A 25,022-nucleotide genomic window follows, 5' to 3' on the forward strand; every position below is an offset into this window, starting at 1 on the left:
CTCCTGTTATTGCTTGCTTGTGCGGGCCATCGCCCGCCGGGCGGCTTCCGCAACGCTTTGCGGCGTGATGCCGAATTCGCGGTAGAGCACTGGCGCGGGCGCCGAAGCACCGAAGCCGCGCATGCCGACGAATTCGCCGTCAGTGCCGATCCAGCGATGCCAATCGCCGGCAACTGCCGCCTCGATGCCGATCCGTGGCGCGGTGCCGAGCACGGCAGCGCGGTAGTCCTCCGGCTGCTCCTCGAACAACGCGAAGCAGGGCGCGGAGACGACGGCCGCGCGGACGTGCTCGGTGGCGAGCAGGCGGGCCGCCTCCAGCGCAATAGACACTTCCGAACCCGTTGCGATGAGCGTCACGTCGCGGCCGCCGTCCGGCGAAACGATGAGATAGGCGCCCCGTGCGACGCGGTTCTTACCGCGGACATCGCTGCGGAAGGTCGGCAGGGCCTGACGGGACAGGCACAGCACGGAGGGACGATTTTCAGATTGGAGCGCGCAGTCCCATGCTTCCAGCGTCTCAACCGCGTCGGCCGGCCGGAACACAAGCAGGTTCGGAATGACGCGAAGCGCTGCGAGATGCTCGACCGGCTGGTGCGTGGGGCCGTCCTCACCCAGGCCAATGGAGTCGTGGGTCATCACATGAATGACGCGGATCCGCATCAAGGCCGCAAGGCGGATCGCTGGCCGGCTGTAGTCGGAGAAGGCGAGAAAGGTGCCGCCATAGGGGATGAAGCCGCCGTGCAGCGCGAGGCCGTTTATCGCGGCGGCCATGCCATGCTCGCGGATGCCGTAATGGATGTAATCGCCGGCGAACGCGCCGCGCTTGACGGGGGTCTGCGCCTTGGCATGCGTCAGGTTCGAGTGCGTCAGGTCCGCCGAGCCACCGACAAATCCTGGGATCGTCCCTGCGATGCCGTCGAGCACCTGTTGCGAAGCCTGCCGCGTCGCGAGCTTTGGACGCTCGGTGGCAAAGCGTTCGCGTAATTTCGCCGAGGCCTGGGCATAGGCGTTCGGCAGGGCAACCGCCTTGCCCTCGATAAACAGGTCGCGCTGCTCGGGCGTCGCGCATTCATAGCGATCGAGCCACGCGAGACGCTCGACCTGGCCGCGCTGCCCGATCATCCGCCATGCTTTCAGGATCGTGACAGGCACCACGAAGGGCTGATAGTCCCAGCCGAGCGCTCGCCGCGCGGCGGCCGTCTGCTCGGTGCCGAGCGGCGCGCCATGCGCCTTCTCGGTGCCCTGACGATCCGGCGCGCCGTAGCCGATGATGGTGCGGCAAGCGATCAACGACGGTCTTGTGCTCTCACGCTCCTCGGCGATCGCCTGCGCAACTGCTTCGGGATCGTGCCCGTCGACACGGCGCACCGACCAGCCAGAGGCAGCGAAGCGCGCGAGCTGGTCGTCGGAGGTCGCAAGCGAGGTCGGGCCGTCAATGGATATGCCATTGTCGTCGAACAGCACGATCAGGCGACCGAGCCCGAGATGGCCGGCGAGCGAGATCGCTTCCTGGCTGATGCCTTCCATCAGGCAGCCGTCGCCGGCGATCACATAGGTAAAGTGGTCGACGAGGCCATCGCCATGCCGCGCATTGGCCATGCGCTCGGCGAGGGCCATGCCGACCGCGGTCGCAATCCCCTGCCCCAGCGGACCAGTCGTCGTCTCGACGCCCGGCGTATGGCCATATTCCGGATGGCCCGGCGTCTTCGAGCCCCATTGCCTGAGGGCCTTGATGTCGTCGAGGCTGACGTCGCCGCCGGTGAGATGGAGCAATGCATAGAGCAGCATCGAGCCGTGGCCCGCCGACAGCACGAAGCGATCCCGGTCCGGCCAATGGGGATGAGCCGAGTCGAATTTCAGGAAGCGCGAGAACAGCACGGTTGCGACATCGGCCATGCCCATGGGCAGGCCAGGATGGCCGGATTGCGAGACTTCGATGGCGTCGACCGCGAGGAAGCGGACCGCGTTGGCGAGATCGTTGTGCGTGACCGCCGTGAGGTCGGCGTCGGCGTGGACGGAGATGTTCATCGGATCCTCCCCTCGTTCACTTCAGGTTTCGCTTGCGCTCGATGAGCTGCATGATCAGCGGCGTCAGGATCAGCTGCATGGCAAGATCGAGCTTCGCGCCGGGGCACACGATCGAATTGGCACGCGACATCCAGCTTTGCGGCAGCATCGAGAGCAGGTAGGGGAAGTCGATGCCGCGCGGGTTCTTGAAGCGGATCACGACCATCGATTCGTCCGGCGTCGGGATCCAGCGCGCGATGAATGGATTGGAGGTGTCCACCGTCGGCACCCGCTGGAAGTTGATGTCGGTCTCGGAGAATTGCGGACAGATGTAGTGGATGTAGTCGGGCATCCGCCGCAGCACGGTGTCGGTGACGGCCTCAGTCGAATAGCCTCGCGCACTGCGGTCGCGGTGCAGCTTCTGGATCCATTCGAGATTGATGACGGGCACGACGCCGATCTTGAGGTCGGCATAGCGCGCGACGTTGACCTTGTCGGTGACGACCGCGCCGTGCAGGCCCTCGTAAAACAGCAGGTCGGAGCTCTCCGGCAGCCGTTTCCATTCGGTGAAGGTGCCGGGTGCGGCGCCATGCAGCGCGGATTCCTCGGCATCGTGGACATAGTGCCGCGTCGTCGCCGTACCGGTCTCGCCATAGTCGCGGAACGCCCGCTCCAGCTCCTCGAACAGATTGGTCTCGGGGCTGAAATGGCTGAAATGCCTGTTGCCGCGATCGGCCTCCTTCGCCATCTGCGTGCGCATTTCCACGCGATCGTAACGATGGAAGGCGTCGCCTTCGATGTAGGCGGCGTTGACCTTCTCGCGGAAGAATATCTGTTCGAAAGTCTTCTTGACCGACGTGGTGCCGGCGCCGGAGGAGCCGGTGATGGAGATGATCGGATGCTTCCTGGACATGGGATGCCTCGCTTACAGCCGGAAGAAGCCGCGCCGCGCGAACAGCGGTGCGGAGACGCTGGCGACCAGCAAGGGATCGCAATGGAGTTCCTCGACGCGCTGCACCTCGTTGCTCGAGCCCATGATCAGCGGCACGCGCTGATGCAGGCTCTGCGCTGAGAGGTCGAGGATGCGTTCGCGCCCAGTCGACGCCGAGCCGCCGGCCTGCTCGACGATGTAAGCCATCGGGTGCGCCTCGTAGACGAGGCGCAGGCGGCCGTCGCCGTAGCCCGGCCGTGCATCGGAGGGATAGAGGAACACGCCGCCGCGGGTGAGGATGCGATAGGCCTCGGCAACCAACGAGCCGACCCAGCGCATGTTGAAATTGTGGTTGGCCTGCCCTTCCACACCGGCGAGGCATTCGTCGACGAAGGCGCGCACCGGCTGTTCCCAATGCCGGCGGTTCGAGGCGTTGATCGCGAACTCCTCGCAGGTCTCGGAGATCTGCACGGCGCTGCGCGCGAGACGGAAGCAACCGGACTTGCGGTCCAACGTGAAGATATCGACGCCCTCGCCAAGCGTCAGCACCAGCGAGGTCTGCGGGCCGTAGGTGACGAACCCCGCCGCGAGCTGCGCCGAGCCGCGCTGATGGAAGGCGAGCGCGAGATCATCGGGCGCCGGCAGGATCGAGAAGATCGTGCCCACGGTCATGTTGATGTCGATGTTGGAGGAGCCGTCGAGCGGATCGACCGCGACGCAGATCTTGGCCGCGCGGTCGCCGATCTGAGGTTCGCGCATCTCCTCTGATGCCAGTGCCGCGATCGGCAGCTTGGCGAGACAGCGGCGCAGGATCGCATCCGCCTGCACGTCAAGATCGCGCTGGACATCACCGTCGCTGTTGCGGCCGGTGGTCAGGCCGGAGGCGTCCGCAAGGTCTCCCGTGGCGATGAGATCGGCGATCTCGATCGCGGCTGCCGCGATGGCGTCGACCGCAGCTGCCACGGCCAGCGCATGCGGTGCCGTTTCTGAATACCGCTGAAGGTGGTCGTCCAACCTGAGTTGCCCGGTCATCTGCGTCCATCCCCTTTGCTGGTGCCGTATCCAGTTCCCTCCTCGCTGGAGGTCCGGTGCGGTCAGTGCCAACAACGATGAGATTGACAGGGCCGGCTTAATAAGGAAAATTTCTATTCATAATGACCGCCAAAGAATTATCTTATAATGCCCACTCGGCGGCACAGCTCCGGCATCTCACGATCCGGCAGCTTCGCTCGCTCGCTGCGCTCGCGGCCAAGGGCAGCGTCACGGCAGCCTCCAGCCAGCTCGGCCTGACGCAGCCGGCCGTGACCCAGCAACTGCGCCAGCTTCAGGATCTCGCCGGCCTGCCGCTGCTGCAGCGGACCGGCGACGGCATGCTGCTGACGGAAGCGGGCAAGGAGGTGCTTACCCTCGCCGAGCGCGTCGAAGCCGCAATCACCGACTGCCAGGGTTCGCTCGACCTGCTTGCGGGGCGAACCGGCGGCACGGTCCATCTCGGCGCTGTCTCGACCGCAAAATATTTTGTGCCGCACGCGATCGCGGCATTCTCGAAGCGGTATCCGAAGATCGAGCTCAAGCTCACTGTCGGCAATCGCGAGGAGATCCGCGAGGCCATGCACGGCTACGATCTCGATTTCGCGGTGATGGGTCGGCCGCCGGCCGATGTCAGCGTCGACGTCCGGCAGCTCGGACGCAATCCGCACATCATCGTCGCGCGCAAGGGGCACTGGCTGGAGAAGGATTCCGGCCTCAACCTCACCGACCTCGTGCATGAGACCTTCCTCACCCGCGAGCCCGGCTCGGGCACGCGGACGCTGATGGAAGGCATGTTCCAGAGGTCGGATCTCGAGCCGATCATCGGCATGGAGATGAGCAGCAACGAGACCATCAAGCAGGCGGTCATCGCCGGGCTCGGCATCGCCTTCATCTCGGCCCACACCGTGGCGCACGAGCTCACCGAGGGCCGGCTGATCGTGCTCGACGTCGCGGGCCTGCCGATCGTGCGGCAATGGTACGTGATCCGCCGCAGCGACAAGGTGCTGTTGCCGCCGGCCCAGGCGATGTTCGATTTCTTGGGATCGGAGGGGTCGAACTATCTGCCCGAATTGCCCGAATTCGGCGCGAGATAGCCTGCCGGAATTCAGCCCATCAGCTTCATCGCGACCGTGGCCGCGAGAATGACGATGATCTGGACCAGGCGCTCGGTCGTGAAGATGCGGTTGAAGGTGGTCATCGCTTGCCCCGGCCGAATTGGGATGTCTCTGTCGGGACGTTGCTAGCATAGGCGGGCGTCGAGATAACTCCGTAGTCGACCCGTGTTTTCCGTGCACGACCCGACGACCGACTCGTCGGCGAGCCTGCCCAAGGCCGCGCCGATGGTTAACGATCAGGCCGCACGGGTCGCAGCGTAATCCATGCGCGCGGCGAAATAGGCTTCCAGCTCCAGCAGCGCCCGTGCTTCCCAATCCTTCGCCTGCTCGAGCAGCGACCAGCTCTGGCCCGGACGGAATGCAGCAGTCTGGCGATAGAGCGACGCGATACCGCGGTAGCGGCGCACGTTCTCCAAGATGGCGTGACCGGTTATTGGGCCGTTCATGTCCGAAAACTCCCTCGTCATTCCCGGGGGAGAAATTGCGGCCAAATCTTTTTCGAAAAGTTAGCGCCGCGCGGCAAGCGCGCGAATGGTTTCCGGACTGTTGCCCGCGCGCAACGTGCGCGGCCGTACAAGGCCGATCTATTGCGAATTCGTTGCCGCGCTCTCGCTGCGCGGCTTCAATCCGCCGCGGCTGATGATCGCCATCGTCGCGCGGCAGAGATCGGCGAGGCCGATCACCAGCACGGCGAGCAGGCAGAACAGTTTGATGGAATCGGCATGCGCGCTGGTCAGTGAATTGAACTCGAAGAAGGGCGGCATGAACGCCCACCACACCAGCGGAATGGTGAGCACCGCTGCCAACGCCGCCGTCGGTGCGCCCGCGACAATGCCGAGCACGAACAGGCTCGGCAGGAACGCCGCGAAATAGAGTTTTGCGCCGAGCGCGACACAGACGCCCTGGAGCGCAGCCGACATCGCGACAACGACGAATCCAAGCAGAAACGCCTGCCACGACCATGGTCGTACCCGCGGTACGCCAACCAGCCCCGCACGCCTCATCAGCCTCCCCCTGCCGCCCGTTAACCAGGCTCGCTTGCGACCAAAGTACTACAGCGGCAGGGAAACTGCGAGGTGGAAATTGCCGGCCGGACGGCCTTGGTAAACGGGCCGAATCGCACAATTTAGGCGACCGTGGCCCCTACTCGGTGGCCGCATAGACCAGGCCTGCGACGGGCAGCGCGAGGCCAATGGCCGATGCCAGCGTCCAGCCGCCTTGCGCGAACGCCCAGGCGCCGACCGCCGAGCCCGCCGCGCCCGCGGTGAAGAACGTCGCCATGTAGAGGCCGTTGAGGCGGCTGCGGTGCTCATGCCCCAGCGCGAAGATCGCGCGGAAGCCGAGCACGACGTTGCCCTGCACGCCGATGTCGATCGCGATCGCGGCCACGACCAGGCAGGCGAGGTTCAGCACCGATCCGGGCGCGCCGACATGCGTGATCAGGAAGCCCACGGCCGCGAGCAGCAGCGCGACCAGTGTTGCCATGCGGCTGTGGCCGCGATCGGCAAGCCGCCCCGCGATCGGCGCCGCGAACACGCCGGCGACACCGGCGAGCGCGAACAGCGCGATGCCGCGCTGGGTGAAGCCGAACTCGCTCGCGAGCAGCAGCGGCGTCACGGTCCAGAACAGGCTGAAGGCGCCGAACAGGCTGGCCTGGTACAGCGCGCGGCGGCGCAGCAGTGGCGTGGTCCGCGCCAGATGCGGCATCGACAGCAGCAACTCGCCGTAATGCATCCGCGCGACCGGCTTGCGCTTCGGTAGCGTCATCCAGAGCACGGCTGCGAGCACGATCATCAGTGCGGCCGAGCAGAAGAACACCGCGTGCCACGACAGCATCGCCGTGACGAAGCTCGACACCGGCCGCGCCAGCATGATGCCGAGCATCAGGCCGGTCGAGACATTGCCGACGACGCGGCCGCGAATGGCCGCCGGCGCGAGATGCGCCGCATAGGGAATGATGATCTGCACCGCGACCGAGCCGAGCCCGATGAACAGCGCGGCGATCAGGAACGGCAGGGCGTGGGACGCGACCCCCGCGGCAAGCAGGGCTGCCGCGCCGAGCGTGATGACGGAGCAGATCAGGGTGCGGTTCTCGACGAGGTCGCCGAGCGGCACGATGAAGAGAAGCCCCACGCCGTAGCCGATCTGCGTCATCGTGACGATCAGTCCCGCCGCTTCATGCGACAGGCCGAGCGCGGCGCTGATCGGGGCGATCAGCGGCTGGGCGTAATAGATGTTGGCGGCGACCATGCCACAGGCCGCGGCAAGCACGAAGGTCAGTCGCTGCGACACCGCATCCGGCTCGGGGGCGGTCTCGATCGTCGCATTCATCGTCATTCACATAGTCTCGAGATATAGGAAACGCTTGTTTCCTAATATGACAAAAAATTCAGGCGAGCAGCTTCATCGCGACGGCGACCAGGCGCTTGCCGTCGAGCGAAAGGCGCGCCTTGCCGACGACGCGCAGACCCTGCGTGATGCAGATCATCAGCCGCGCGGTGTCGTCGGCGGCGACATGGCGGGGTATAGAGCCGTCAGCCTGCCCCTCGCGAATGAGGCCGGCGATGAAGCCTTCGTTGGTCTCGAGCCGCGCGCTGACGAGGGCGGCCACCACCGGATCGACCGCGGACAATTCGACCGCGCTGCCGACCACGAGACAGCCGCGCCGCCCCTCGCTGCCCTGGGAATGCTCTACATACGACAATAGCAGGTTGCGCAGCCGCTCGCGGCCGTTGGCGCCTTTCGCCGCGGCGCTACGGGTCTGCTCCTGACGCAGAGCGACGTAGCGCTCGAAGGCGGCGAGAAACACCGCATGCTTGTCGCGAAACGCCTTGTAAACGCTGCCGGTCGCCAGCCGCATCGCCGCGGTGAGATCGCCGATCGAGGTGGCATGATAACCGCGCTCGGAAAACACGCGGACGGCCCTGTCGAGCGCAGTATCCATGTCGAACTCCCGGGGACGGCCGGGCGGACGGGCAATGGGCTGGGATTTGCGGGCGGCTTTTTGCATTGCGGGATAATAGGGAATGGTTGTTTCCGAATAAAGACACTCGAAAAACAATTGGTTGTGATGGGGTGTGGGTCAAACTGATGACCACCAATTCCGGCGTCGTCCTGGCGAAGGCCAAGACCCATTACCCAGGGAGGAGTTTGGCCCACACTCTCTCCACATCGTCATTGCGAGCGTAGCGACTTGTCCGCCGAAGCTTTAGCGAAGGCGGAAGCAATCCAGAATCCCTCCGCGGCGGCAGACTGGATTGCTTCGCTGCGCTCGCAATGACGGAGTATGGGGCGGCAGTGCCACTCTTCCAGCTCGCATTTTGATTTGAAGACACAGTTTCACATCCTCGCGGCGCGTTTCGCCCGAGCTTTGCTTCGTCACTCCACCCTCTTGTCCAAGAGGGCGCAGGGAAGGCCGGGTGCCGGCTGGCACCCGCGGTCCGCTGCGCGAAAAGCACACGCAGGAAAACCGCACAGCAGCATACAGGTGTAGCCAATCACTCGGCCTTCCCTGCGCGATGGTTGGACGGCTTATGCCGTGCTCTCCCGGGAGCCGAACTTTCCTTCTGGCCTCCCTCGCCCCGCGAATTAACGATGCTGTCCGCCCGGTTGGGCTCGCACACACCTCCGCGACAGCTTGACCGTAGCAACGACGGCCAGGACCACACGGTTTTGCCGTACGCACGGCCCGCCATTTCGCCGCAGTTTTTCCAGCCCTGTCGACGGAGCCGGAAACTTGCAGACGAGACAAGCCTAGCAGCGCCGCTCGTCGGAACGAAGCCTTGGGCTCACGGAGAGCAATCCGCCCTGCCCGACTCCTCGCACCCGAACGCTGCCGCGTCCACCGCAAGCCCGGCTCGCGAACGTGACGACCACAAGATCGCCCCTCAAGGATGAGCCGGGATGGGCGACACATACGCCAAAACCGAATTTCGGTAAAGCGGAATATTTTTGCGGCGACGGATTGACAGCCGCCGGCTGTTTTGCCCGACGGCAAGGTCTTGTAGCCCGGATGAGCGAAGCGACATCCGGGACTCTCGCAGCGGTCCCGGGTATCGCTTCGCTCACCCGGGCTACAGGAGCTCACCCTGTCGTTCGCACCGGCGTTCCGTCCGCCATCAGGGTCACGCCCTTCCGTTCGACGATCATCCGGTAGGCCTGCGGCTGACGGTGAACGTCGAAATTGAAGGTGGTGCGCTTGTAGGAGTTGCAGAGATCGAGATCGCAGCGGGCCAGTGCGATCTCGTCGCCCTTGGTCGTGCATCGCGCGATGATCTCGCCGGAGGGCGCGATGACGCAGCTTCCGCCGATGTGGTCGACGCCCTCCTCGACACCGGCCTTGGCGACGCCGACCACGAAGGTGCCGTTCTGATAGGCGCCGGCCTGCATCACCAGATGATTGTGGAACAGCGAGAGATCGTCATGCTCGGGCGCGGGCGGATTGTGCACCGGCGTGTTGTAGCCGATCATCACCATCTCGACGCCCTGCAGCCCCATGACCCGGTAGGTCTCGCTCCAGCGGCGATCGTTGCAGATCGCCATCCCCATCACGCCGCCAAAGGCCTCGGTCACGCCAAAACCATCGCCGGGCTCGAAATAGCGCTTTTCCAGATGCTGGAATTCGCGCCAAGGCTCGTGCTCGGCATGCCCGGGCAAATGAACCTTGCGATATCTCGCGACGATGGCGCCGCTCTTCTCGACCAGGATGGAGGTGTTGTAGCGCCTGACAATTCCGGCCTCGACCGTCAGCTCGGCATAGCCAAGATAAAATCCGATGCCGATCTCGCGCGCGAGATCGAACAGGCCTCTCGTCTCCGGCCCCGGCATCTCGCGCTCGAAAAAGCTGTCGATCTCGGCTTGATCCTCGAAATACCAGCGCGGAAAGAACGCGGTCAGTGCGAGCTCGGGATAGACGATCAGGTCGCAGCCGTTGGCGTGCGCCTGGCGCATCAAGGCCATCAGGCGCGCCACGACCGCGGTTCTGGTCTCGGTTCGCGCGATAGGGCCAAGCTGGCCGGCCGCGATCGTCACAAATCTCGTCACGAATCTTTCCCTCGTCCGCTTCCCGGGTCAGGTCGCGGCAGAGACTATCGTGCGATGCGTCGCGCGCACAGCCTCGCTGTCCGGCACGGTGCCCAACCGTGAGGCAGTTCGACCGTCACGCGGGGAGCGCCGAGGATGAATGGTGATCGACCGCATCCACGTCGCGCGAAAACACCATCACAGGGCGCCACTCACCATTCTGCGGCGACGGGCTCGTTGAAGAACTGACTGCGCGCCGCCATGCGCGACGGCTGGCGGCGACGATGCCGCTCCGCGACGCGCTTGTTCGGAGCGGCCGCCTTGGCCTGCCTGGGCTCTGCGGCGGGCTGCGCCGCCATGGCAAATGCCTGGCGCGTACCGTCCGGCGCGACTGGCGCCGCCGCATCTGACGTTGACGCCACGGTTTTGGTCAACGGAATCTGTCGGACGTTGGTGTCGAAGACGATCTTCTCCGGCCATGTCTGTGCAGAGTGAATTCGGGCGATCGAGAGGTCCGGCCCGGTTTCGGCGGCGGCGCTCACGGGACCGGCCAGGTAGTAATCAGCAAGGTACAAGAGGGCGAGCAGAGCGCCGCCGGTGAATACGAAATAGCGGATGAGCGGCATGGGTCCCTCGATCGCCTCGTCATCGAGGCCCCTGCAGCAACGGGAAAGAGTGGCAATCGTTCCGGCGCAACGTCGTAGCAATCGCGCGAGGAACTCGCTCAGCCGGTGCACTGGCATTCCGCTTGCTGCGAGGGAGTCAAATCCCTCAGACCCGCAGTGGGTCTGTCTCATCGTGAGGCGATCATGCACCCGACGTCCCGTTTCGAAGCGACCATGCCGACACAGCTCCACGCATTGATCTCTGATCTGCGCTGGCGCATGCGAATGATCGACGCCGACATTCTGGAGGAAGAACGGAAGGCCGGAATCTCCGATCCCCAGAACGTCGCCTACCCCATGCTCGCGCAGAACCTGCGGGCCCGGCGCGACAATATCCGGGTGAGCATCGCCATTCTCGAAAGCCGGCTTGAAAAGCAATCGACCGAGTGGCCGCGCGCCGCCTGATGTGGTGATGGCCGGGCTCCAGACGCGCGCTGACGCGAGGGAACTCCCGTTGCTGATCTGCAACGGTTCCCGTCCGTCTGAAGGCGGACAAAAGAAACTCCCATTGCGGCCACGAACCCCTCTCACAACGCCGTGAGACGAGCAGGGGAACTACGATGCGTGCGCAACGAGTCTGGGTGGTGAATGGGGCCGCCAGCGTCGAACAATTGCAAACCAGATTGGACGATCTGAACAAGCGGCTCGGTCAACTCGAGACCCAGCACCCGGAGAGCTGGAAAGTCGAAGAGCTCAGATCGAGCGCGCTCAGCCTGTCGCGCGAGATCGACGACATCCGCTGCGCCGAGGCGACGGCGGCGCTGAGCGAGCTGCTGCGGAAATAGCCGGCGTTCGCCCGTCGCGCAAGGAACCAACGCCGCCTCCCCGCCATTGCCATGCCGAGCATGGAGCAAAATCATGACCAGGCACCTGACGCGGGCCGATCTCGCGCGCGGCGTGGCCGGCGCGGTATCCACGCTGGTCCTGTGCGCGACGATGGCGTTCACCATCGCGCGCCACTTCGCGTTGTAAGGCATTTGGCGCTGTGAGGGATCTCCGATGACGTCCGATCCTGAGGAATCCGTGAGGCTGCAAGGCTACGGCGAGATGACGTTGCGCACAGCCGTCGCGACGCTGATGGCGCTCGCACCAGGCGAACGATCCGACGCAGCGATCTTCCGCGTCCGCGATGGCGTGCGGCTCGCATCGAGCGAGGTCGCAGAGCTAGCGTCGGAATGGGGCATCACGCCAACGCCGGAGATCAGGTCTCCGAACCTCGTCCCGGAGCAACATTGGACACACGTCGTTCGCGGCATGGTTCGCGAGGCGCCGCTGCCCGCGCTGATGATTGCGTTTATGATTGGCGTGCTGGTGGCGCGGCGGTAGGCCCGCGACAACCGCCGGCGACAGCAGGGTTGATTACTTCTGCTCGTTCGCGCGCATGTCTTCAGCATAAGGACGCAACGCCTCAGACATGCCGTCGAGGCGTTTCTGCCACTCAGCGCCAGTCAGGAAGGCGATCACCGGCTCGTCGCCGGGCGAATTCGTCAGGTATTCGGGATTGCGCAGGCCTTCGGCAATCCCGGCTTCCAGCTTCTTGACGATGTCGTCCGGAACGCCCTTCGGGACCGCGAAGCCGCGTTCTGCTGTCGTCGTGATCGGAAAGCCCACTTCCTCCGCTGTCGGAACTTCGGGCAGCGACGGAAAGCGCTTCTTCGACAGGATCGCGATGACGCGAAGTGGCCCCTTGTTGGTGCCATGCAATTCGGGAATCTCGCTGAGAGTGACCATCCCGACTTCCAGATGCCCGCCCAATAGATCGGTCCGCTGCGCGGCCGTTCCTCTGTAAGAGATTTCGTTGGGCTCGACCTTCGCGGCTGCTGCCAGCATCCGAATGGCCAAATGACCGTTCGTGCCCGCACCGTTGTGACCGAACGTCACCGAGCCCGGCTTGCTGCGAAGTGCGGCAATGACATCCGGCAGATTCTTGAATCTGCTGTCCGCGGGAACCACCATCACGTTCGGATCTTCAACGATCCGTGCGACCAGCCGGATTTCATCCGTGGTGTATTGGGTTTTGCGCGTCATCGGCAGAAAGTTGTAGCCCGGCACGTTGACGACGCCGATCGAATAGGCGTCGGGCGCCGCGCGCGCGATCGCTGCAAACGCGATCTCTCCACCAGCGCCAGGCTTGTTCAGGACGACAAACTTCGCCTTGCCGCCTAGCGCGCGCTCAACAAAGGGAAGAAGTTTGCGAGCCATCACATCGGTACCGCCGCCGGGCGCAAAGCCGACGACGACTTCGATTGGCTTGTCTTCCGGCCACGCGGCCCATGCCGATCCGCAAGCAGCGAAGGTAAAAGCTGCAACGAGCGCGACGATTTTCTTGTTCATGATTTCCTGCCCTGTTTTTTGTTATTGGCCGATCGCTGCTTGAAAGCTGCGATCGAGTGCAGGTTCATCTAACCGTCGGCCTGACCGGATGGCAACCGATCGTCCCGAGCGCGAGCGCTTAATGAGCTCCGGCGGTTTCGAGGCAATTGCGGAAGGGTCAGAGGAGGGCCGCGTGGGAGCCGTGCCTGGCGATGCTTTTGATTGGCTCGCTCGCGGCGAGACGGTAATTCTCTGACCTACCCTGCAACGCCGGATCAGGGATGCCGGCGAAAAGAAAGCCATGCCGCTGCGGCACACGCCTCTGTCCGGCCAAATCGGCCGTGGACCCGCGCCCTAAATCGTTGCAATAAGGCGCTTCCGAGGCCCCGGCGACCGGTCCGCCGAGCCTCTAGAAGAACGTCGACTTTTGGAAGAATGGTCGGAGTGGCAGGATTCGAACCTGCGACCCCTGCGTCCCGAACGCAGTGCTCTACCGGGCTGAGCCACACTCCGACAAGAGGCCGGCTTATAGCGTCGGGTTTGGCGCACCGCAAGCGGCCGAGCTGAGGAATCTTATCTCTGTGAAAACGGGTCTTGAAACGCTGATTTTACCGGCCGGCGAAGCCGGCGCGGAAGCTGCCGCCCGGACATTGGTCGCCGGCGGGCTGGTCGCGTTCCCGACCGAGACGGTCTACGGGCTCGGGGCGGACGCCGGAAATGCCGGCGCGATCGCCCATCTTTACGCCGCCAAGGGGCGGCCGGCCTTCAATCCGCTGATCGCGCATGTCGCCGACCTCGTGGCCGCGCGAAGGATCGGGCGATTCGACGCCTGCGCCTTGCGCCTCGCGGAGGCGTTCTGGCCGGGGCCGCTGACGCTGGTAGTGCCGAAGACGGAAAACTGCCCGGTGGCCGAGCTTGCCACCGCCGGCCTCGATACGGTCGCGATCCGCATTCCGGCCCATCCGGTGGCGCAAGCGATCTTGCGCGCCTTCGGCGGGGCGGTGGTGGCGCCGTCCGCCAACCTTTCCGGCCACGTCTCGCCGACGCTGGCAGCCCATGTCGAGGGCGACCTTGCAGGGCGGATCGACCTGATCGTCGACGGCGGGCCCGTTACGGTCGGCGTCGAATCGACCATCGTCGGCTGCTTTGCGGCGCCGATGCTGCTGCGGCCCGGCGGGCTGTCACGCGAGCGGATCGAGGCCGTGCTCGGCGCACCGCTGGCGCGACTGCCGGCGGAGCCCGACAGCGACGACAGCCAGCCGCTGGCCCCGGGCATGCTGGCCTCGCATTATGCGCCGCGCGCCAATGTGCGGCTCAATGCGCAGGACGTCGCGCCGGGCGAAGCGCTGCTGGCGTTCGGCCCCGCGCGCCTGTCTGGTCTGGAGGCCGCCACCGCGGTCATGAATTTGTCGCCCAGCGGCGATCTCGATGAAGCCGCCGCCAATCTGTTCGGCTATCTTCGCGCCCTCGATGCCAGGGGGCCGCGGGCGATCGCGGTGATGGCGATCCCTGAACAAGATCTGGGCGAAGCGATCAACGACCGGCTGCGCCGGGCTGCGGTCGCGAGATAGCGCATGATCCGGAAAAGTGTGTCGCGGTTTTCCGACAAGATCATGCGCAAAGAGTAAGAAGCTTGAGAAGAGACACCACCATGAACGTCAATCATTCCGCCATCGCTCCGCTTGCGCCCGAGCTGATCGAACAATTCCGCAAGATCGTCGGCGAGAGGCACGCCATCACCGATGCGGCTGACATCGAGGCCTATGTCACCGAGGAGCGCAATCTGTTCCACGGCCGCTCGCCGCTGGTGCTGCGCCCGGGCTCGACCGCCGAAGTCGCCGCGATCTGCGAGCTCGCCTCCGAGCACAAAATCGCACTGGTGCCGCAGGGCGGCAATACCGGGCTCGTCGGCGGCCAGACCCCGCACCATGGCGAGGTGGTGGTGTCGCTGCGGCGGCTGGACAAGATCCGCGAGGTCGATACTGCGTCGAACACCATGACCTGTGAGGCCGGCGTCGTGCTGCAGATCGCGCAGCAGAAGGCCGCGGAATTCGACCGGCTGTTTCCGCTCTCGCTCGGCGCGGAAGGGAGCTGCACCATCGGCGGCAATCTCTCGACCAATGCCGGCGGCACGGCCGCGCTCGCCTATGGCGTCGCGCGCGAGATGGCGCTGGGGCTTGAGGTGGTGCTGGCCGACGGGCGCGTGCTCAACGTGCTGTCGAAGCTGAAGAAGGACAACACCGGCTACAATCTGCACAACCTTTTCATTGGCGCGGAAGGCACGCTCGGCATCATCACCGCGGCGACGCTGAAGCTGTTTCCGAAGCCGCGGTCGATCGAGACCGCCTTCGTCGGGTTGAAGTCGCCGGACGCCGCGCTGAAGCTGCTGGCGATCGCGCAAAGCGAGGCCGCCAATGCGCTCACGAGTTTTGAATTGCTCTCGGAGATGGCGGTCGATTTCTCGATTCGCCACGGCATCGATGTGCGCGATCCGCTCGCGCAAAAGCATGCCTGGTACGTGCTGATGGAATTATCGTCACCCGGCGACGATGCCCGCACGCCACTGGAAACCATCCTCGGCCGCGCCATGGAGGACGAGATCGTCGACGACGCGGTGATCGCGGCCAATCTGACGCAGCGCGCCGGATTCTGGAAGCTGCGCGACGAGATGTCGTCGGCGCAGAAGCCGGAGGGCGGCTCGATCAAGCACGATATTTCCGTGCCGGTGGCCACCGTGCCCGCCTTCATCGCCGAGGCCAATGAAGCCGTGGTCAAGCTGATCCCCGGCGCGCGGCCGGTGCCGTTCGGCCATCTCGGCGACGGCAATCTGCACTACAATGTCAGCCAGCCCATCGGCGCCAACACCGCGGATTATCTGGCGCGCTGGCACGAGATGAACGCGGTCGTGTTCGCCATCGTGCTGCGCATGGGCGGCTCGATCTCGGCGGAGCACGGTATCGGCGTGCTCAAGCGCGACGAGCTGCCCGATGTGAAGGACAAGACTGCAATCGAGCTGATGCGACAGTTCAAGGCGATGCTCGATCCACTTGGAATCATGAACCCGGGCAAAGTGCTGTGAGTGCGCTCTCGATCGACACGATCACCGAGGCCGATGTCGAGCCCGTGGTTGCGCTGTGGCAGCGCTGCGGGCTGACGCGGCCGTGGAACGATCCGCATGCCGACATCGCGCTGGCGCGGCGACGCGACAATTCCACGATCCTGCTCGGCCGCGACGGCGGCGCCATCGTCGCCACCGTGATGGTCGGCCATGACGGCCATCGCGGCTGGGTCTATTACGTCGCCGTCGATCCGGGTAGCCAGAAGCGTGGCTACGGACGCGTCATCATGGCGGCGGCCGAAGACTGGCTGCGTCAAGCCGGAATTTTGAAACTCCAGCTCCTGGTCCGGCGCGGTAATGAGCAAGCCAATGCGTTCTACCAGTCGCTGGGTTTCGAGGAATCGACCTCGGTGATGTTCCAGAAGTGGCTCGACGGCCGCACCACAACGCCAAGCAATTGAGATCGAGCCATGACCATTTCCGACCGCGTCCGCATCAAGGACGTCCGCGTGCTCTCGGACGGCTGGACCACGCTGAAGAACACCACGTTCGAGTACCGGCGCGCCAATGGCGAATGGCAAACGCAGCATCGCGAGACCTATGAGCGCGATAACGCCGCCGCCGTGCTGCCGTATAGTCTGGCACGCCGTACGGTGATCCTGGTGAAGCAATTCCGCCTGCCGGCGTTCATTCGCGGCTACGACGATTTGCTGATCGAGGCGGCCGCCGGCGTGCTGGACGATGCCTCGCCCGAGATACGCATCCGCGCCGAGGCCGAGGAGGAAACCGGCTATCGCCTGCACCACGTCCACAAGGTGTTCGAGGCGTTCATGAGCCCCGGCGCCATCACCGAGAAGCTGCATTTCTTCGTCGCCGAATACGAGCCGGAGATGCGGGTCAGCGACGGCGGCGGCCTCGAACATGAAGGCGAGGACATCGAGGTGCTGGAGCTCGGCATCGACGAGGCGCTGGCGATGATCGCGGACGGGCGCATCATCGACGCCAAGGCCATCATGCTGCTGCAGCATGTGGCGCTGCATGTGTTTCGGTGAACTTGCTTACTCTTGAGCTCACCCCCGACTATCTCTAGTCTGTGGCCAACAAGAACCAGGAGACGCGCCCCATGTCCGCTTCGCGCGACGACGAATTCGGTTTTGCGCCCGATTATGACGCCCCCGTGCCCTATATGCAGCGCACGCGGGACTATTACGCCGCGATTGGCTACACCACCGCGTATCGCTGGGCGCACTACACCGAGGCGCCGTTCCAGCCGCTGAAGAAGCCGCTGTCGCAGTCGCGCGTCACCATCATCACGACGGCCGCACCATACGACCCCACCAAGGGCGACCAGGGCCCGGGCGCGGCGTATAATGGCGGCGCGAAATTCTACCAGGTCTATGACGGCGACACGGCGAAGCCACACGACCTTCGCATCTCGCATATCGGCTACGACCGCAAGCACACCACGGCCACCGACAACGGCACCTGGTTTCCGCTGCCGCAGCTTTTGAAGGCGAGCGCTGCGGAGCGCATCGGCGAGGTGGCCCCGCGCTTCTTCGGCGCGCCGACCAACCGCAGCCATCGCGTCACTCTCGACACCGACGCGCCGGAGATTCTGGCGCGCTGTCTGGCCGACAAGGTCGACGTCGCGGTACTAGTGCCGAACTGCCCGGTCTGTCACCAGACCACGGCGCTGGTGGCGCGGCATCTCGAGGCGAACGGCATTCCGACCGTGATCATGGGTTGCGCCAAGGACATCATCGAGCACGCCGCCGTGCCGCGCTTCCTGTTCTCGGATTTCCCGCTCGGCAATTCCGCCGGCAAGCCGCACGACGTCGCCTCGCAGGCGCAGACGCTCGAGCTGGCGCTGAAACTGCTGGAAACCGCGAGCGGCCCGCAGACCACCATGCAGTCGCCGCTGCGCTGGAGCGAGGACGCCTCCTGGAAGCTCGACTACAACAACGTCGCGCAGCTCTCAGCCGAAGAGCTGGCGCGCCGCCGTGCCGAATTCGACAAGCAGAAGGAGATCGCGCGCGGCAATCGCGCCGCCTGACGTCCTCCGACAACCAAAACAAAAAGGGAGAGCGACGTGACGCGACCGTTCGAGGGCGTGAAGATCCTGGACTTCACGCAAGTGCTGGCCGGGCCTTATGCGAGCTACCAGCTCGCGCTCCTGGGCGCCGACGTCATCAAGGTCGAGCGGCGCGAGGGCGAGGACATGCGCCGCACGCCGCTCTCGCGCGAATGGGCCGACCGCGGTCTGGCGCCAGCGTTCCAGGCCATCAACGGCAACAAGCGCAGCCTGACGCTCGATCTGCAAAAACCCGATGCGATCGCGATCGTGAAGAAGCTCGCCGCGCAGGTCGACGTGGTCATGGAAAATTTCCGCCCCGGCGTGATGGACAAGCTCGGCATCGGCTACGAGGCGCTGTCCGCGATCAATCCGAAGCTGATCTACTGCGCGGTGTCCGGTTTCGGCCAGACCGGTCCGGACCGGCTGCGCCCCGGCTATGACGGCAAGATGCAGGCGCTGTCCGGCATCATGGCGATCACGGGTCATACCGAAACCGGCCCGACGCGTGCGGGCTTTGCCGTGTGCGACGTGCTGTCGGGCGCGACCGCTGCCTTTGGCGTGTCGAGCGCGCTGTACCAGCGCGATCGCACCGGCAAGGGCCAGCTCATCGACGTCTCCATGCTGGAGGCGACGATGGCGTTCCTGTCGGGACAGATCGCGGACTGGTCGGTTGCCGGCCATCGCCAGCAGCTGTCGGGCAATCAGGCCGTCAGCCGCAGGACCACGGCGAATTTGTTCAAATGCGGCGACGGTCATATCCTGCTCGCCGTCAACAACGAGAAGCAATATCGCGCGCTGATGTCTGCGCTCGGCCGCGAGGACACGCTCAGCGATCCGCGCTTTGCCGACTGGTTCGCGCGCAACGAGCACGAGCCGGCGCTACGCGCCATCATCGAGGAAGCGCTCGCGGCAAGGCCCGCGCGCGAATGGGAGACCATCCTTGAAGATGCCGGCGCGCCCTGCGCCAGCATCTGGAAGGTCGAGGAAGTGATCGACCATCCGCAGATCAAGGCGCGCGGCGCGATCCAGGAGCTCGATACGCCCTATGGCCGCCTGCGCTTTGCCGGCAGCGGCTTCAAGCTCGCGCATGGCGGCGGCAGGCTCGACCGCATGGCGCCGGAGCTCGGTGCGGATACGGACGCGATACTGGGCGAGCTGGGATTTGACGCGGCCGAGATTGCGGCGCTGCGGGCGCGGGAGATCGTTTAAGGGCGAAGCCGCCTAAAACAACGACCCCTGCCCGTCATCGGCCGAGCCAACCGCCGCTTTCCGCACCACCTTCTTCGGCTTCACCGCCTCCGCCTCCATCTCCTCCGCGCTGATCGGAAGCAGCAACTGGTCGTCGTCGTTGACGACGCGGTTGACTCGGGTGGAGACCGGGTGCCAGGCGAATTCGCCGATGCGCGGGGCGGTCATCAGCGGCAACACGGCATCGACGTCATCGCTGCGGCTGTCGAGCCAGCGCTCGAAATCGCGCGGGCTGATGGTGACGGGCACGCGGTCATGCAGCGTGGCGAGATCCTCGCCCGCCGCCGCCGTGACGATCGCGACCGTGTCGAGCTCCTCGCCGTTCGGCCCGACCCAGGTCTCGAACAATGCGGCAAAGCCGAGCGGCGCGCCGTCGGCGCGATGGATGAAGAAGGGCTGCTTGCGGCCATCCTCCGTCTTCCATTCGTAATAGCCGTCGGCCGGAATCAGGCCGCGGCGCCGGCGAATCGCGCGTTTGAAGGCGGGCTTGTCCAGCACCGTCTCGGAACGCGCATTGATCAGGAGCGTAAACCCGCGGGGATCCTTGACCCAGCCCGGCAGCAGTCCCCAGCGCATCAGGCGAAAATGGCGCGCGCCGTTCTCGGCCAGCACGACCGGAATCGGTTGTGTCGGGGCCACATTGAACCGGGGCGGGAAGTTCGGCTGCTCAATGTAGCCGAACAGTTGCCGCAAAGCCGCGGGGGTCGAAGTTATGACGAAGCGTCCACACATCCTCGAGGGCCTATATAGGGTCCGTTCAGGTCCTTTTAACCCCGAACGTTAACACTGCGGCAGATGAGCTCAACGGTCTCCCAGCCGGCGCGAATGCATAGACAGACGGCGCCCGAGGCCGCGGCCTGGGCCGAGCGGCTGCGCGTGGCCAACATCAACCCGCGGACCGGGCTTGCCACCGACTATCTCAACCATTTCAATGAAGCCGTGATGCTGCTGGAAATGGTGCCGGACATGCCGGAATGCGCGGAAGATTTTCTGACCTGGTCGCCGCTGTCCTATGCCGAGCATTTCACGGCCTCGAATTTCAAGGCCCGGGATCTGGCGATCGAGGCCTATGAAAAGGCCGAGCCGAACGTGCGCGCCCAGTTCGACCATCTCACCGACACCATGACCTCGATCCTGTCGGCGGTCGGTTCGGCCATGCGCGAGGTCGAGAAGGACACGACCCGCGTGCGCCTCGCCGAGCAAGCCGCCCAGTGGGTCAAGCCGCTGATCGCGGCCTGCGGCGGCATCATCAATGGCGGCGCGGAAGCCGACGTCGACAACATCATGGCGAACTAGGCCCGAGCAGGTGAAGTCATGGCTGCGATCGTTCAGCCCACCCGTCCCCAGATCGCGGTCAGTGCCGCGATTTTTCGTGACGGCAAGGTGCTTCTGACCCGTCGCGCACGCTCGCCGGCAAAGGGGTTCTATTCGCTGCCGGGCGGCCGGGTCGAGTTCGGCGAATCGCTGCACCAGGCGCTAGCGCGCGAGATCGACGAGGAGACCGGGCTCGATATCGACATCATCGGCCTCGCGGGCTGGCGCGAGGTGCTCCCGGCCGCGGCCGGCGCCGGCCACTATTTGATCATGTCCTTTGCTGCCCGCTGGGTGGCCCGGGAGCCGGTTCTCAACGACGAGCTCGACGACTACCGCTGGATCGCCCCGGAGGCCCTGGCGTGCCTTGGCGAGCTCAAGCTGACCGGCGGGCTGGAAGAGATCATCCAGTCGGCCCACCGGCTGATCGGCCCCTGACCGCCCCCGCCTTGCGTCCACCGCCCCGAGGAGGCATACACCCCGCCGATGTCGACGCGATTTCTGGCCATTTTTGCCCTGATTCTCGCCTGTGCCTCGGTGCCCACGAGGGCTCAGGACGGGGCAGCGCCGTTTGACGGCGATTTGCAGCGGCTGGCGGAGATCCTCGGCGGGCTGCACTATCTGCGCGGCATCTGCGGGTCCAACGAGGGCAACAAATGGCGCAGCGAGATGCAGGCGCTGATCGATGCCGAAACCCCCGCGGGCGAACGCCGCACTCGCATGATCGCCGGCTTCAACCGCGGCTATAACGGTTTTCAGCAGACCTACCGGAGCTGCACGCCAGCCGCGACGGTGGCGATCCGCCGCTACATCGAGGAAGGCGCGAAGATCTCGCGCGATCTGACGGCGCGTTACGCGAACTGAATTCCTGTCGGCTTCATCCTGCAACGCAAATTCCTCATCCTGAGGAGCCCGCCAAAGCGGGCGTCTCGAAGGATGAAAGGCCCGGCTTTAGCGGGGCCCGCATGGTTCGAGACGCGCGCGAAGAACGCGCTCCTCACCATGAGGATTGGGCTGTCGGACGCGCGGCGGGGAACCCTGTCATCGACTTTGTACACAGCCGTTAACCGTTCCTAAAGATGTGGCCTAGCGGGCGTTAACGCGCGTGCTACACCTCTCGCACAGCGCATCGCCGTGGATCGCGCCCCAGCCCTGATCGAGTTTCATGAGCCATCCAGTGTCCTACGCCCCCGCACGCGCGCCGCTGCCCGATCACGAGCAGAAGCAGGCCGCACTGAGCTATCTCAACGAGGCCTGGGCCGAAGCGCGCCATGATGGCGTCGACGGCGACTGCCTGGCGCAGGCGAGCCTGTTCGCGGCCCTTGCCGAGCTCGTCGGCACCTATGGCGAGGACGCGGTGGCGAAGTTCGTCGAAGGCTTTCCCGGCCGCATCCGCAACGGCGAATTCTCGGTCGACATTTCCAGACAGTAAGTCTTTCTCCAGGCAGTAAGCCTTGCCGAAAATGCCCCCGCCACGCGGGCGGGGCCAGTTTCCGCTGCCGCCGCGAATGCGCTCCCCAGCCCGTTACGGCTCGATCTTGAGCGTCGCTTTCATGTTGGGATGATAGCGGCAGTAATAATCCACCGTGCCTGCCTTCTTGAGAACCAACGTCCCTGATTTTTTCGCCGGCAGGTTGACGTCGAAATCGCCGTTCCCAGCAGTCGCGGTGTGGGCGAACACGTCCTTGTTGATCCATTCAATGGTGTCGCCGACCTTGGCCGAAGCGTCTTTCGGCGACACTTCGAGATTCTCCATCGTGATCTCGATGGTCGCAGCGTGCGCCGGGACGGCCAACGCCACGAGCAGGACCGCTGACACGATCGCAGACAATCGTCCCGGCATCATCGCCTCCCTATTTCAGCTCCGCCGCGACATGCTCGGCATGCTGCTGATGCCCCTGGAAGATTTTCAGGCCGGTCTGCAGCAGGCTCTTCAGTTCAGCATTGCTGGCGGATGGAATGAGCTGGGTTTCCAGCGCGCCGTTGACCGTCTTGTGATAGGCGACCTCGTTCGCGACATAGGCCTTGTCGAAGGCCGCACCGCTCAGCTTGTCCAGTTCGGCGACCTTCTCGCTCGCCTGCTTCGACAGCGCCTTGCTGGTGTCGTTGTCTTCAGGCGTGACGTTCAGCTTCTTGACCAGCGCGAGCGCCTGCTTGTTGACGGCCTCGTGGTCGCGCAGCATGTCGTCGGCAAACGCCTTCACGTCCTTGTTCTTGGTCTTCTTCTGCGCCTGCTTGGCTGCGTTGATGTCGATCAGGCCCGCGGTGTAGGCGATATGGGCGATCTGCGGATCGGTCAGCTTGTCGGCTGCACGGGCGCCTTGCAGCAGCGCGGGGCTCGACAACAAGACTGCAGCGGCAATCGCCGCGCTCCAACGAACGAACATGGTTTGACACTCCTGTGGTGCCGGACGCTTTGCCGGCGCGTTGCTTCACAGGCGTTGGATGGGACTATGGCGCGAACGTTCCCGAAAAACTTCAGCCGCCGATGCCGAGCCGCTTCAGCACCGACACGGTCAGCCGCTCGCAGCGCCACCCGGCGAACGGGAACGCATCCATCACCACCGGACCAATCTCCTTCTCGACGTTCTCGCGCAGCATGGTCCGCGCACGGTGCAGCCGCGTCTTCACGGTCTCGGGCTTGACGCCGAGCAGCTCGGCAGTCTCCTCGATGTTCATGCCTTCCATGACGCGTGCGACGAAGACCATGCGGAAGACATCCGGTAATTCATCGATGGCGCGCTCGACGACGCGCTGGATTTCACGTTGGGCCATGGTCCTTTCCGGATCGCCTGCGGGAGAAGCGGGAAATTTGATGATCTGCGCCTCGAGCATCGCTTCAGGCACCGAGCCGAGCTCGACATGCGGCCTGGTGCTTCGCGCCCGGCCAAGCGCCTCGTTGATGGCGATGCGCGACAGCCAGGTCGACAGCCCGGACTCGCCGCGGAAGCTGTCGAGATGGGTGAAGGCGCGGACATAGGTTTCCTGAACGACATCCTCGGCTTCGCTGTCGCTGCGCAGGATTCCGCGCGCCAGACGATAGAGCCTGCGGTTATTGGCCTGCATGATCTCGCGCAACGCGGCCTCGTCACGGCCCCGCGCCCGCTCGACCAGTTCGGCTTCCAAGGTCCGGATTTCCGATGTTTTGGCGCCGGCGGATAGGTCGGCTGCGGTCCGTGGCATGGCGGTCACCTGCTCGTTTGGCTTCGTCCGGACATTGGATGCCGCCCCAAGGGAAAGGTTCCCAACTTTCTGGTCTCCCCCGGAGGCCTAATCCGTCTCGACCGGAAGCGCCGGATCCCTCGCCCACTCGCCCATCGAGGCATCGTACAGCGTCAGCTTGTCGTAGCCGAGCTGCGTCAGCAGCAGCAGGTCGATCGTCGCCGAGATGCCGCCGCCGCAATAGCAGATCACATTCTTATCGCGGGTGACGCCTGCCGCGACGAATTTGGCTTCGGCATCGGCGAGCGTCGTCAGCGTCTTGTCGGCATTGGTGAGGGTTGCCGCGGGAACATTGACGCTGCCGGGAACGCGGCCGGGCCGGCCGTAGCGGCTCGGCTCGAGGCCGCGATGAAATTGCGGGCCGAGCGCGTTGACGATAACAGTCGCGGGATCGCCGAGCCGTGCCTTCACTGCATTCTTGTCGACGAAGGAATCTGCGCGCGGTGTGGCCTTGAAGGTCGTGGCCGGATAACCCTTCGGTCCTCCTGATACGACCGGCCGACCCTCTTCCTTCCATTTGTCGAGGCCACCGTCGAGCACCCGCGCGTCGACGCCGAGCGAGCCCAGCATCCACCAGAACCGCGTCGACCACATCATGGTGCCGATGCTGTAGAGCACGACGGACTTCGATGCATCGAGGCCGTGGCGGCCGAACGCGGCCTCCAGCTGGGCCACATCAGGCATCATGAAGAATTGCTGCGCAGAGGCGTCGGAGAACTCGCCTTGCAGGTCGAGAAAATCGGCCCCCGGGATGTGGCCTGCCTCGAATGTCTTGTCGCCGGGTACCGCGCGATAGGGCACGTCGCTGCCCGGCGGCACCGGCTCGTTGTAGGTCGTGCAGTCGTAGAGGCGCAGGTTGGGATCGCCGAGCTGGGCCGCGAGTTGCTCGGTGGTGATGAGGGGTGTCGGTTGGGACATTCATTCCTCCCTCAGCGTCGTCCTGGCGAAAGCCAGGACCCATTACCACAGGATCAAGTTGTGGCGCACAAGCGTAGCCACCCATCTTCGCAACAAAATGCAGTCG

Annotated in this window: 29 protein-coding genes and 1 tRNA gene; 14 read left to right on the forward strand and 16 right to left on the reverse strand. The window is 64.8% G+C overall.

Annotation, left to right across the window (positions count from 1 at the left end; genetic code table 11):
• Positions 1-6: 6 nt before the first annotated feature.
• Genes tkt through ACVIN2_RS10270 form a run of 3 tightly spaced genes read right to left on the reverse strand, consistent with a single transcriptional unit; the run spans position 7 to position 3,970 of the window.
• Positions 7-2,028, reverse strand: coding sequence for a transketolase (gene tkt, locus ACVIN2_RS10260; protein WP_456765523.1), 2,022 nt, complete (start codon positions 2,026-2,028; stop codon positions 7-9).
• A 16-nt stretch (positions 2,029-2,044) separates the two neighbouring features.
• On the reverse strand, positions 2,045-2,920 hold the full coding sequence (locus ACVIN2_RS10265; protein ID WP_027516497.1) for a phosphoribulokinase: 876 nt from the start codon (positions 2,918-2,920) through the stop codon (positions 2,045-2,047).
• Between the two features lie 12 nt (positions 2,921-2,932).
• A complete protein-coding gene (locus tag ACVIN2_RS10270) occupies positions 2,933-3,970 on the reverse strand; it encodes a class 1 fructose-bisphosphatase (protein ID WP_456765524.1) in 1,038 nt (345 codons plus the stop codon).
• Between the two features lie 122 nt (positions 3,971-4,092).
• On the opposite strand from ACVIN2_RS10270, the gene ACVIN2_RS10275 reads away from it, so the two are divergent.
• Positions 4,093-5,064 (forward strand): LysR family transcriptional regulator, encoded by a 972-nt coding sequence (locus ACVIN2_RS10275; RefSeq protein WP_456765525.1) that lies wholly within the window; start codon positions 4,093-4,095, stop codon positions 5,062-5,064.
• Positions 5,065-5,321: 257 nt separating this feature from the next.
• On the opposite strand, the gene ACVIN2_RS10280 is transcribed toward ACVIN2_RS10275, so the two are convergent.
• The 6 genes from ACVIN2_RS10280 to ACVIN2_RS10305 form a co-directional block, all read right to left on the reverse strand.
• Entirely contained in the window at positions 5,322-5,531 is a 210-nt protein-coding gene (locus tag ACVIN2_RS10280) for a hypothetical protein (RefSeq protein WP_456765526.1), read from the reverse strand.
• A 138-nt stretch (positions 5,532-5,669) separates the two neighbouring features.
• On the reverse strand, positions 5,670-6,089 hold the full coding sequence (locus ACVIN2_RS10285; RefSeq protein WP_456765527.1) for a DUF4118 domain-containing protein: 420 nt from the start codon (positions 6,087-6,089) through the stop codon (positions 5,670-5,672).
• A gap of 139 nt (positions 6,090-6,228) precedes the next feature.
• The gene (locus ACVIN2_RS10290) at positions 6,229-7,422 is read right to left on the reverse strand and encodes an MFS transporter (protein ID WP_456765528.1); all 1,194 of its coding nucleotides are present in this window, start codon (positions 7,420-7,422) and stop codon (positions 6,229-6,231) included.
• Between the two features lie 52 nt (positions 7,423-7,474).
• A complete protein-coding gene (locus ACVIN2_RS10295) occupies positions 7,475-8,095 on the reverse strand; it encodes a TetR/AcrR family transcriptional regulator (RefSeq protein WP_456765529.1) in 621 nt (206 codons plus the stop codon).
• 1,073 nt (positions 8,096-9,168) lie between these two features.
• On the reverse strand, positions 9,169-10,128 hold the full coding sequence (locus ACVIN2_RS10300) for an N-carbamoyl-D-amino-acid hydrolase (protein WP_456765530.1): 960 nt from the start codon (positions 10,126-10,128) through the stop codon (positions 9,169-9,171).
• A gap of 191 nt (positions 10,129-10,319) precedes the next feature.
• Positions 10,320-10,733 carry a hypothetical protein gene (locus ACVIN2_RS10305; RefSeq protein ID WP_456765531.1) on the reverse strand — a complete coding sequence of 138 codons (414 nt, stop codon included), beginning with the start codon at positions 10,731-10,733 and terminating at the stop codon, positions 10,320-10,322.
• A 183-nt stretch (positions 10,734-10,916) separates the two neighbouring features.
• Here ACVIN2_RS10305 and ACVIN2_RS10310 point away from each other — a divergent pair, with 183 nt between their 5' ends.
• The 3 genes from ACVIN2_RS10310 to ACVIN2_RS10320 all read left to right on the forward strand — a co-directional run bounded on the left by ACVIN2_RS10310 (position 10,917) and on the right by ACVIN2_RS10320 (position 12,098).
• The gene (locus ACVIN2_RS10310; protein ID WP_027516488.1) at positions 10,917-11,177 is read left to right on the forward strand and encodes a hypothetical protein; all 261 of its coding nucleotides are present in this window, start codon (positions 10,917-10,919) and stop codon (positions 11,175-11,177) included.
• 155 nt (positions 11,178-11,332) lie between these two features.
• A complete protein-coding gene (locus ACVIN2_RS10315; protein WP_007594875.1) occupies positions 11,333-11,557 on the forward strand; it encodes a hypothetical protein in 225 nt (74 codons plus the stop codon).
• A 214-nt stretch (positions 11,558-11,771) separates the two neighbouring features.
• On the forward strand, positions 11,772-12,098 hold the full coding sequence (locus tag ACVIN2_RS10320; protein ID WP_456765532.1) for a hypothetical protein: 327 nt from the start codon (positions 11,772-11,774) through the stop codon (positions 12,096-12,098).
• Positions 12,099-12,131: 33 nt separating this feature from the next.
• Here the strand turns inward: ACVIN2_RS10320 and ACVIN2_RS10325 are convergent, their stop codons facing one another.
• Positions 12,132-13,106: a tripartite tricarboxylate transporter substrate binding protein gene (locus ACVIN2_RS10325; protein WP_247816830.1), complete on the reverse strand. Its 975-nt coding sequence runs from the start codon at positions 13,104-13,106 to the stop codon at positions 12,132-12,134.
• A gap of 415 nt (positions 13,107-13,521) precedes the next feature.
• A tRNA-Pro gene (locus ACVIN2_RS10330) sits at positions 13,522-13,598 on the reverse strand.
• Positions 13,599-13,666: 68 nt separating this feature from the next.
• Between ACVIN2_RS10330 and ACVIN2_RS10335 the strand changes: the two genes are divergently transcribed.
• From ACVIN2_RS10335 to ACVIN2_RS10360, 6 genes are all read left to right on the forward strand, one after another.
• Entirely contained in the window at positions 13,667-14,656 is a 990-nt protein-coding gene (locus ACVIN2_RS10335) for an L-threonylcarbamoyladenylate synthase (RefSeq protein ID WP_456765533.1), read from the forward strand.
• 80 nt (positions 14,657-14,736) lie between these two features.
• Positions 14,737-16,164 carry an FAD-binding oxidoreductase gene (locus ACVIN2_RS10340; protein WP_456765534.1) on the forward strand — a complete coding sequence of 476 codons (1,428 nt, stop codon included), beginning with the start codon at positions 14,737-14,739 and terminating at the stop codon, positions 16,162-16,164.
• A complete protein-coding gene (locus ACVIN2_RS10345; protein ID WP_456765535.1) occupies positions 16,161-16,604 on the forward strand; it encodes a GNAT family acetyltransferase in 444 nt (147 codons plus the stop codon). Before ACVIN2_RS10340 ends, ACVIN2_RS10345 begins: the two co-directional genes overlap by 4 nt.
• Before the next feature lie 9 nt (positions 16,605-16,613).
• Positions 16,614-17,195: a GDP-mannose pyrophosphatase gene (locus ACVIN2_RS10350; protein WP_456765536.1), complete on the forward strand. Its 582-nt coding sequence runs from the start codon at positions 16,614-16,616 to the stop codon at positions 17,193-17,195.
• Positions 17,196-17,266: 71 nt separating this feature from the next.
• Positions 17,267-18,196 (forward strand): glycine reductase, encoded by a 930-nt coding sequence (locus ACVIN2_RS10355; protein WP_456765537.1) that lies wholly within the window; start codon positions 17,267-17,269, stop codon positions 18,194-18,196.
• Positions 18,197-18,232: 36 nt separating this feature from the next.
• The gene (locus ACVIN2_RS10360; RefSeq protein ID WP_456765538.1) at positions 18,233-19,426 is read left to right on the forward strand and encodes a CaiB/BaiF CoA transferase family protein; all 1,194 of its coding nucleotides are present in this window, start codon (positions 18,233-18,235) and stop codon (positions 19,424-19,426) included.
• A gap of 12 nt (positions 19,427-19,438) precedes the next feature.
• Here ACVIN2_RS10360 and ACVIN2_RS10365 read toward each other — a convergent pair whose 3' ends face one another.
• Entirely contained in the window at positions 19,439-20,197 is a 759-nt protein-coding gene (locus ACVIN2_RS10365; RefSeq protein ID WP_456765539.1) for an SOS response-associated peptidase, read from the reverse strand.
• 63 nt (positions 20,198-20,260) lie between these two features.
• Here ACVIN2_RS10365 and ACVIN2_RS10370 point away from each other — a divergent pair, with 63 nt between their 5' ends.
• From ACVIN2_RS10370 to ACVIN2_RS10385, 4 genes are all read left to right on the forward strand, one after another.
• On the forward strand, positions 20,261-20,761 hold the full coding sequence (locus ACVIN2_RS10370) for a hypothetical protein (RefSeq protein ID WP_456765540.1): 501 nt from the start codon (positions 20,261-20,263) through the stop codon (positions 20,759-20,761).
• 18 nt (positions 20,762-20,779) lie between these two features.
• Positions 20,780-21,214 (forward strand): NUDIX hydrolase, encoded by a 435-nt coding sequence (locus ACVIN2_RS10375; protein WP_456765541.1) that lies wholly within the window; start codon positions 20,780-20,782, stop codon positions 21,212-21,214.
• A gap of 48 nt (positions 21,215-21,262) precedes the next feature.
• On the forward strand, positions 21,263-21,640 hold the full coding sequence (locus ACVIN2_RS10380; protein WP_007607220.1) for a TIGR02301 family protein: 378 nt from the start codon (positions 21,263-21,265) through the stop codon (positions 21,638-21,640).
• Positions 21,641-21,941: 301 nt separating this feature from the next.
• Positions 21,942-22,208 (forward strand): hypothetical protein, encoded by a 267-nt coding sequence (locus ACVIN2_RS10385; RefSeq protein ID WP_007594892.1) that lies wholly within the window; start codon positions 21,942-21,944, stop codon positions 22,206-22,208.
• Between the two features lie 93 nt (positions 22,209-22,301).
• On the opposite strand, the gene ACVIN2_RS10390 is transcribed toward ACVIN2_RS10385, so the two are convergent.
• The 4 genes from ACVIN2_RS10390 to ACVIN2_RS10405 form a co-directional block, all read right to left on the reverse strand.
• Positions 22,302-22,619, reverse strand: a complete 318-nt coding sequence (locus tag ACVIN2_RS10390) for a cupredoxin domain-containing protein (protein WP_027568641.1) — start codon at positions 22,617-22,619, stop codon at positions 22,302-22,304.
• 10 nt (positions 22,620-22,629) lie between these two features.
• Entirely contained in the window at positions 22,630-23,163 is a 534-nt protein-coding gene (locus tag ACVIN2_RS10395; protein ID WP_456765542.1) for a DUF4142 domain-containing protein, read from the reverse strand.
• A gap of 91 nt (positions 23,164-23,254) precedes the next feature.
• Entirely contained in the window at positions 23,255-23,959 is a 705-nt protein-coding gene (locus ACVIN2_RS10400; RefSeq protein WP_456765543.1) for an RNA polymerase sigma factor, read from the reverse strand.
• 87 nt (positions 23,960-24,046) lie between these two features.
• On the reverse strand, positions 24,047-24,916 hold the full coding sequence (locus tag ACVIN2_RS10405) for a sulfurtransferase (protein WP_456765544.1): 870 nt from the start codon (positions 24,914-24,916) through the stop codon (positions 24,047-24,049).
• Between the last annotated feature and the right edge of the window lie 106 nt (positions 24,917-25,022).

The organism is Bradyrhizobium sp. USDA 3650 (genome assembly GCF_054057395.1).

Bases quoted from the DNA above. Each gene is read 5' to 3' on its own strand.
- ACVIN2_RS10305 (WP_456765531.1), bottom strand. From the start codon at position 10,733: ATGCCGCTCATCCGCTATTTCGTATTCACCGGCGGCGCTCTGCTCGCC.
- ACVIN2_RS10400 (WP_456765543.1), bottom strand. From the start codon at position 23,959: ATGCCACGGACCGCAGCCGACCTATCCGCCGGCGCCAAAACATCGGAA.
- ACVIN2_RS10325 (WP_247816830.1), bottom strand. From the start codon at position 13,106: ATGAACAAGAAAATCGTCGCGCTCGTTGCAGCTTTTACCTTCGCTGCT.
- ACVIN2_RS10355 (WP_456765537.1), top strand. From the start codon at position 17,267: ATGTCCGCTTCGCGCGACGACGAATTCGGTTTTGCGCCCGATTATGAC.
- ACVIN2_RS10320 (WP_456765532.1), top strand. From the start codon at position 11,772: ATGACGTCCGATCCTGAGGAATCCGTGAGGCTGCAAGGCTACGGCGAG.
- ACVIN2_RS10285 (WP_456765527.1), bottom strand. From the start codon at position 6,089: ATGAGGCGTGCGGGGCTGGTTGGCGTACCGCGGGTACGACCATGGTCG.
- ACVIN2_RS10315 (WP_007594875.1), top strand. From the start codon at position 11,333: ATGCGTGCGCAACGAGTCTGGGTGGTGAATGGGGCCGCCAGCGTCGAA.
- tkt (WP_456765523.1), bottom strand. From the start codon at position 2,028: ATGAACATCTCCGTCCACGCCGACGCCGACCTCACGGCGGTCACGCAC.
- ACVIN2_RS10405 (WP_456765544.1), bottom strand. From the start codon at position 24,916: ATGTCCCAACCGACACCCCTCATCACCACCGAGCAACTCGCGGCCCAG.
- ACVIN2_RS10380 (WP_007607220.1), top strand. From the start codon at position 21,263: ATGTCGACGCGATTTCTGGCCATTTTTGCCCTGATTCTCGCCTGTGCC.
- ACVIN2_RS10310 (WP_027516488.1), top strand. From the start codon at position 10,917: ATGCACCCGACGTCCCGTTTCGAAGCGACCATGCCGACACAGCTCCAC.
- ACVIN2_RS10390 (WP_027568641.1), bottom strand. From the start codon at position 22,619: ATGCCGGGACGATTGTCTGCGATCGTGTCAGCGGTCCTGCTCGTGGCG.
- ACVIN2_RS10295 (WP_456765529.1), bottom strand. From the start codon at position 8,095: ATGCAAAAAGCCGCCCGCAAATCCCAGCCCATTGCCCGTCCGCCCGGC.
- ACVIN2_RS10340 (WP_456765534.1), top strand. From the start codon at position 14,737: ATGAACGTCAATCATTCCGCCATCGCTCCGCTTGCGCCCGAGCTGATC.
- ACVIN2_RS10280 (WP_456765526.1), bottom strand. From the start codon at position 5,531: ATGAACGGCCCAATAACCGGTCACGCCATCTTGGAGAACGTGCGCCGC.
- ACVIN2_RS10265 (WP_027516497.1), bottom strand. From the start codon at position 2,920: ATGTCCAGGAAGCATCCGATCATCTCCATCACCGGCTCCTCCGGCGCC.
- ACVIN2_RS10370 (WP_456765540.1), top strand. From the start codon at position 20,261: ATGAGCTCAACGGTCTCCCAGCCGGCGCGAATGCATAGACAGACGGCG.
- ACVIN2_RS10365 (WP_456765539.1), bottom strand. From the start codon at position 20,197: ATGTGTGGACGCTTCGTCATAACTTCGACCCCCGCGGCTTTGCGGCAA.
- ACVIN2_RS10375 (WP_456765541.1), top strand. From the start codon at position 20,780: ATGGCTGCGATCGTTCAGCCCACCCGTCCCCAGATCGCGGTCAGTGCC.
- ACVIN2_RS10275 (WP_456765525.1), top strand. From the start codon at position 4,093: ATGACCGCCAAAGAATTATCTTATAATGCCCACTCGGCGGCACAGCTC.
- ACVIN2_RS10290 (WP_456765528.1), bottom strand. From the start codon at position 7,422: ATGACGATGAATGCGACGATCGAGACCGCCCCCGAGCCGGATGCGGTG.
- ACVIN2_RS10350 (WP_456765536.1), top strand. From the start codon at position 16,614: ATGACCATTTCCGACCGCGTCCGCATCAAGGACGTCCGCGTGCTCTCG.
- ACVIN2_RS10270 (WP_456765524.1), bottom strand. From the start codon at position 3,970: ATGACCGGGCAACTCAGGTTGGACGACCACCTTCAGCGGTATTCAGAA.
- ACVIN2_RS10385 (WP_007594892.1), top strand. From the start codon at position 21,942: ATGAGCCATCCAGTGTCCTACGCCCCCGCACGCGCGCCGCTGCCCGAT.
- ACVIN2_RS10395 (WP_456765542.1), bottom strand. From the start codon at position 23,163: ATGTTCGTTCGTTGGAGCGCGGCGATTGCCGCTGCAGTCTTGTTGTCG.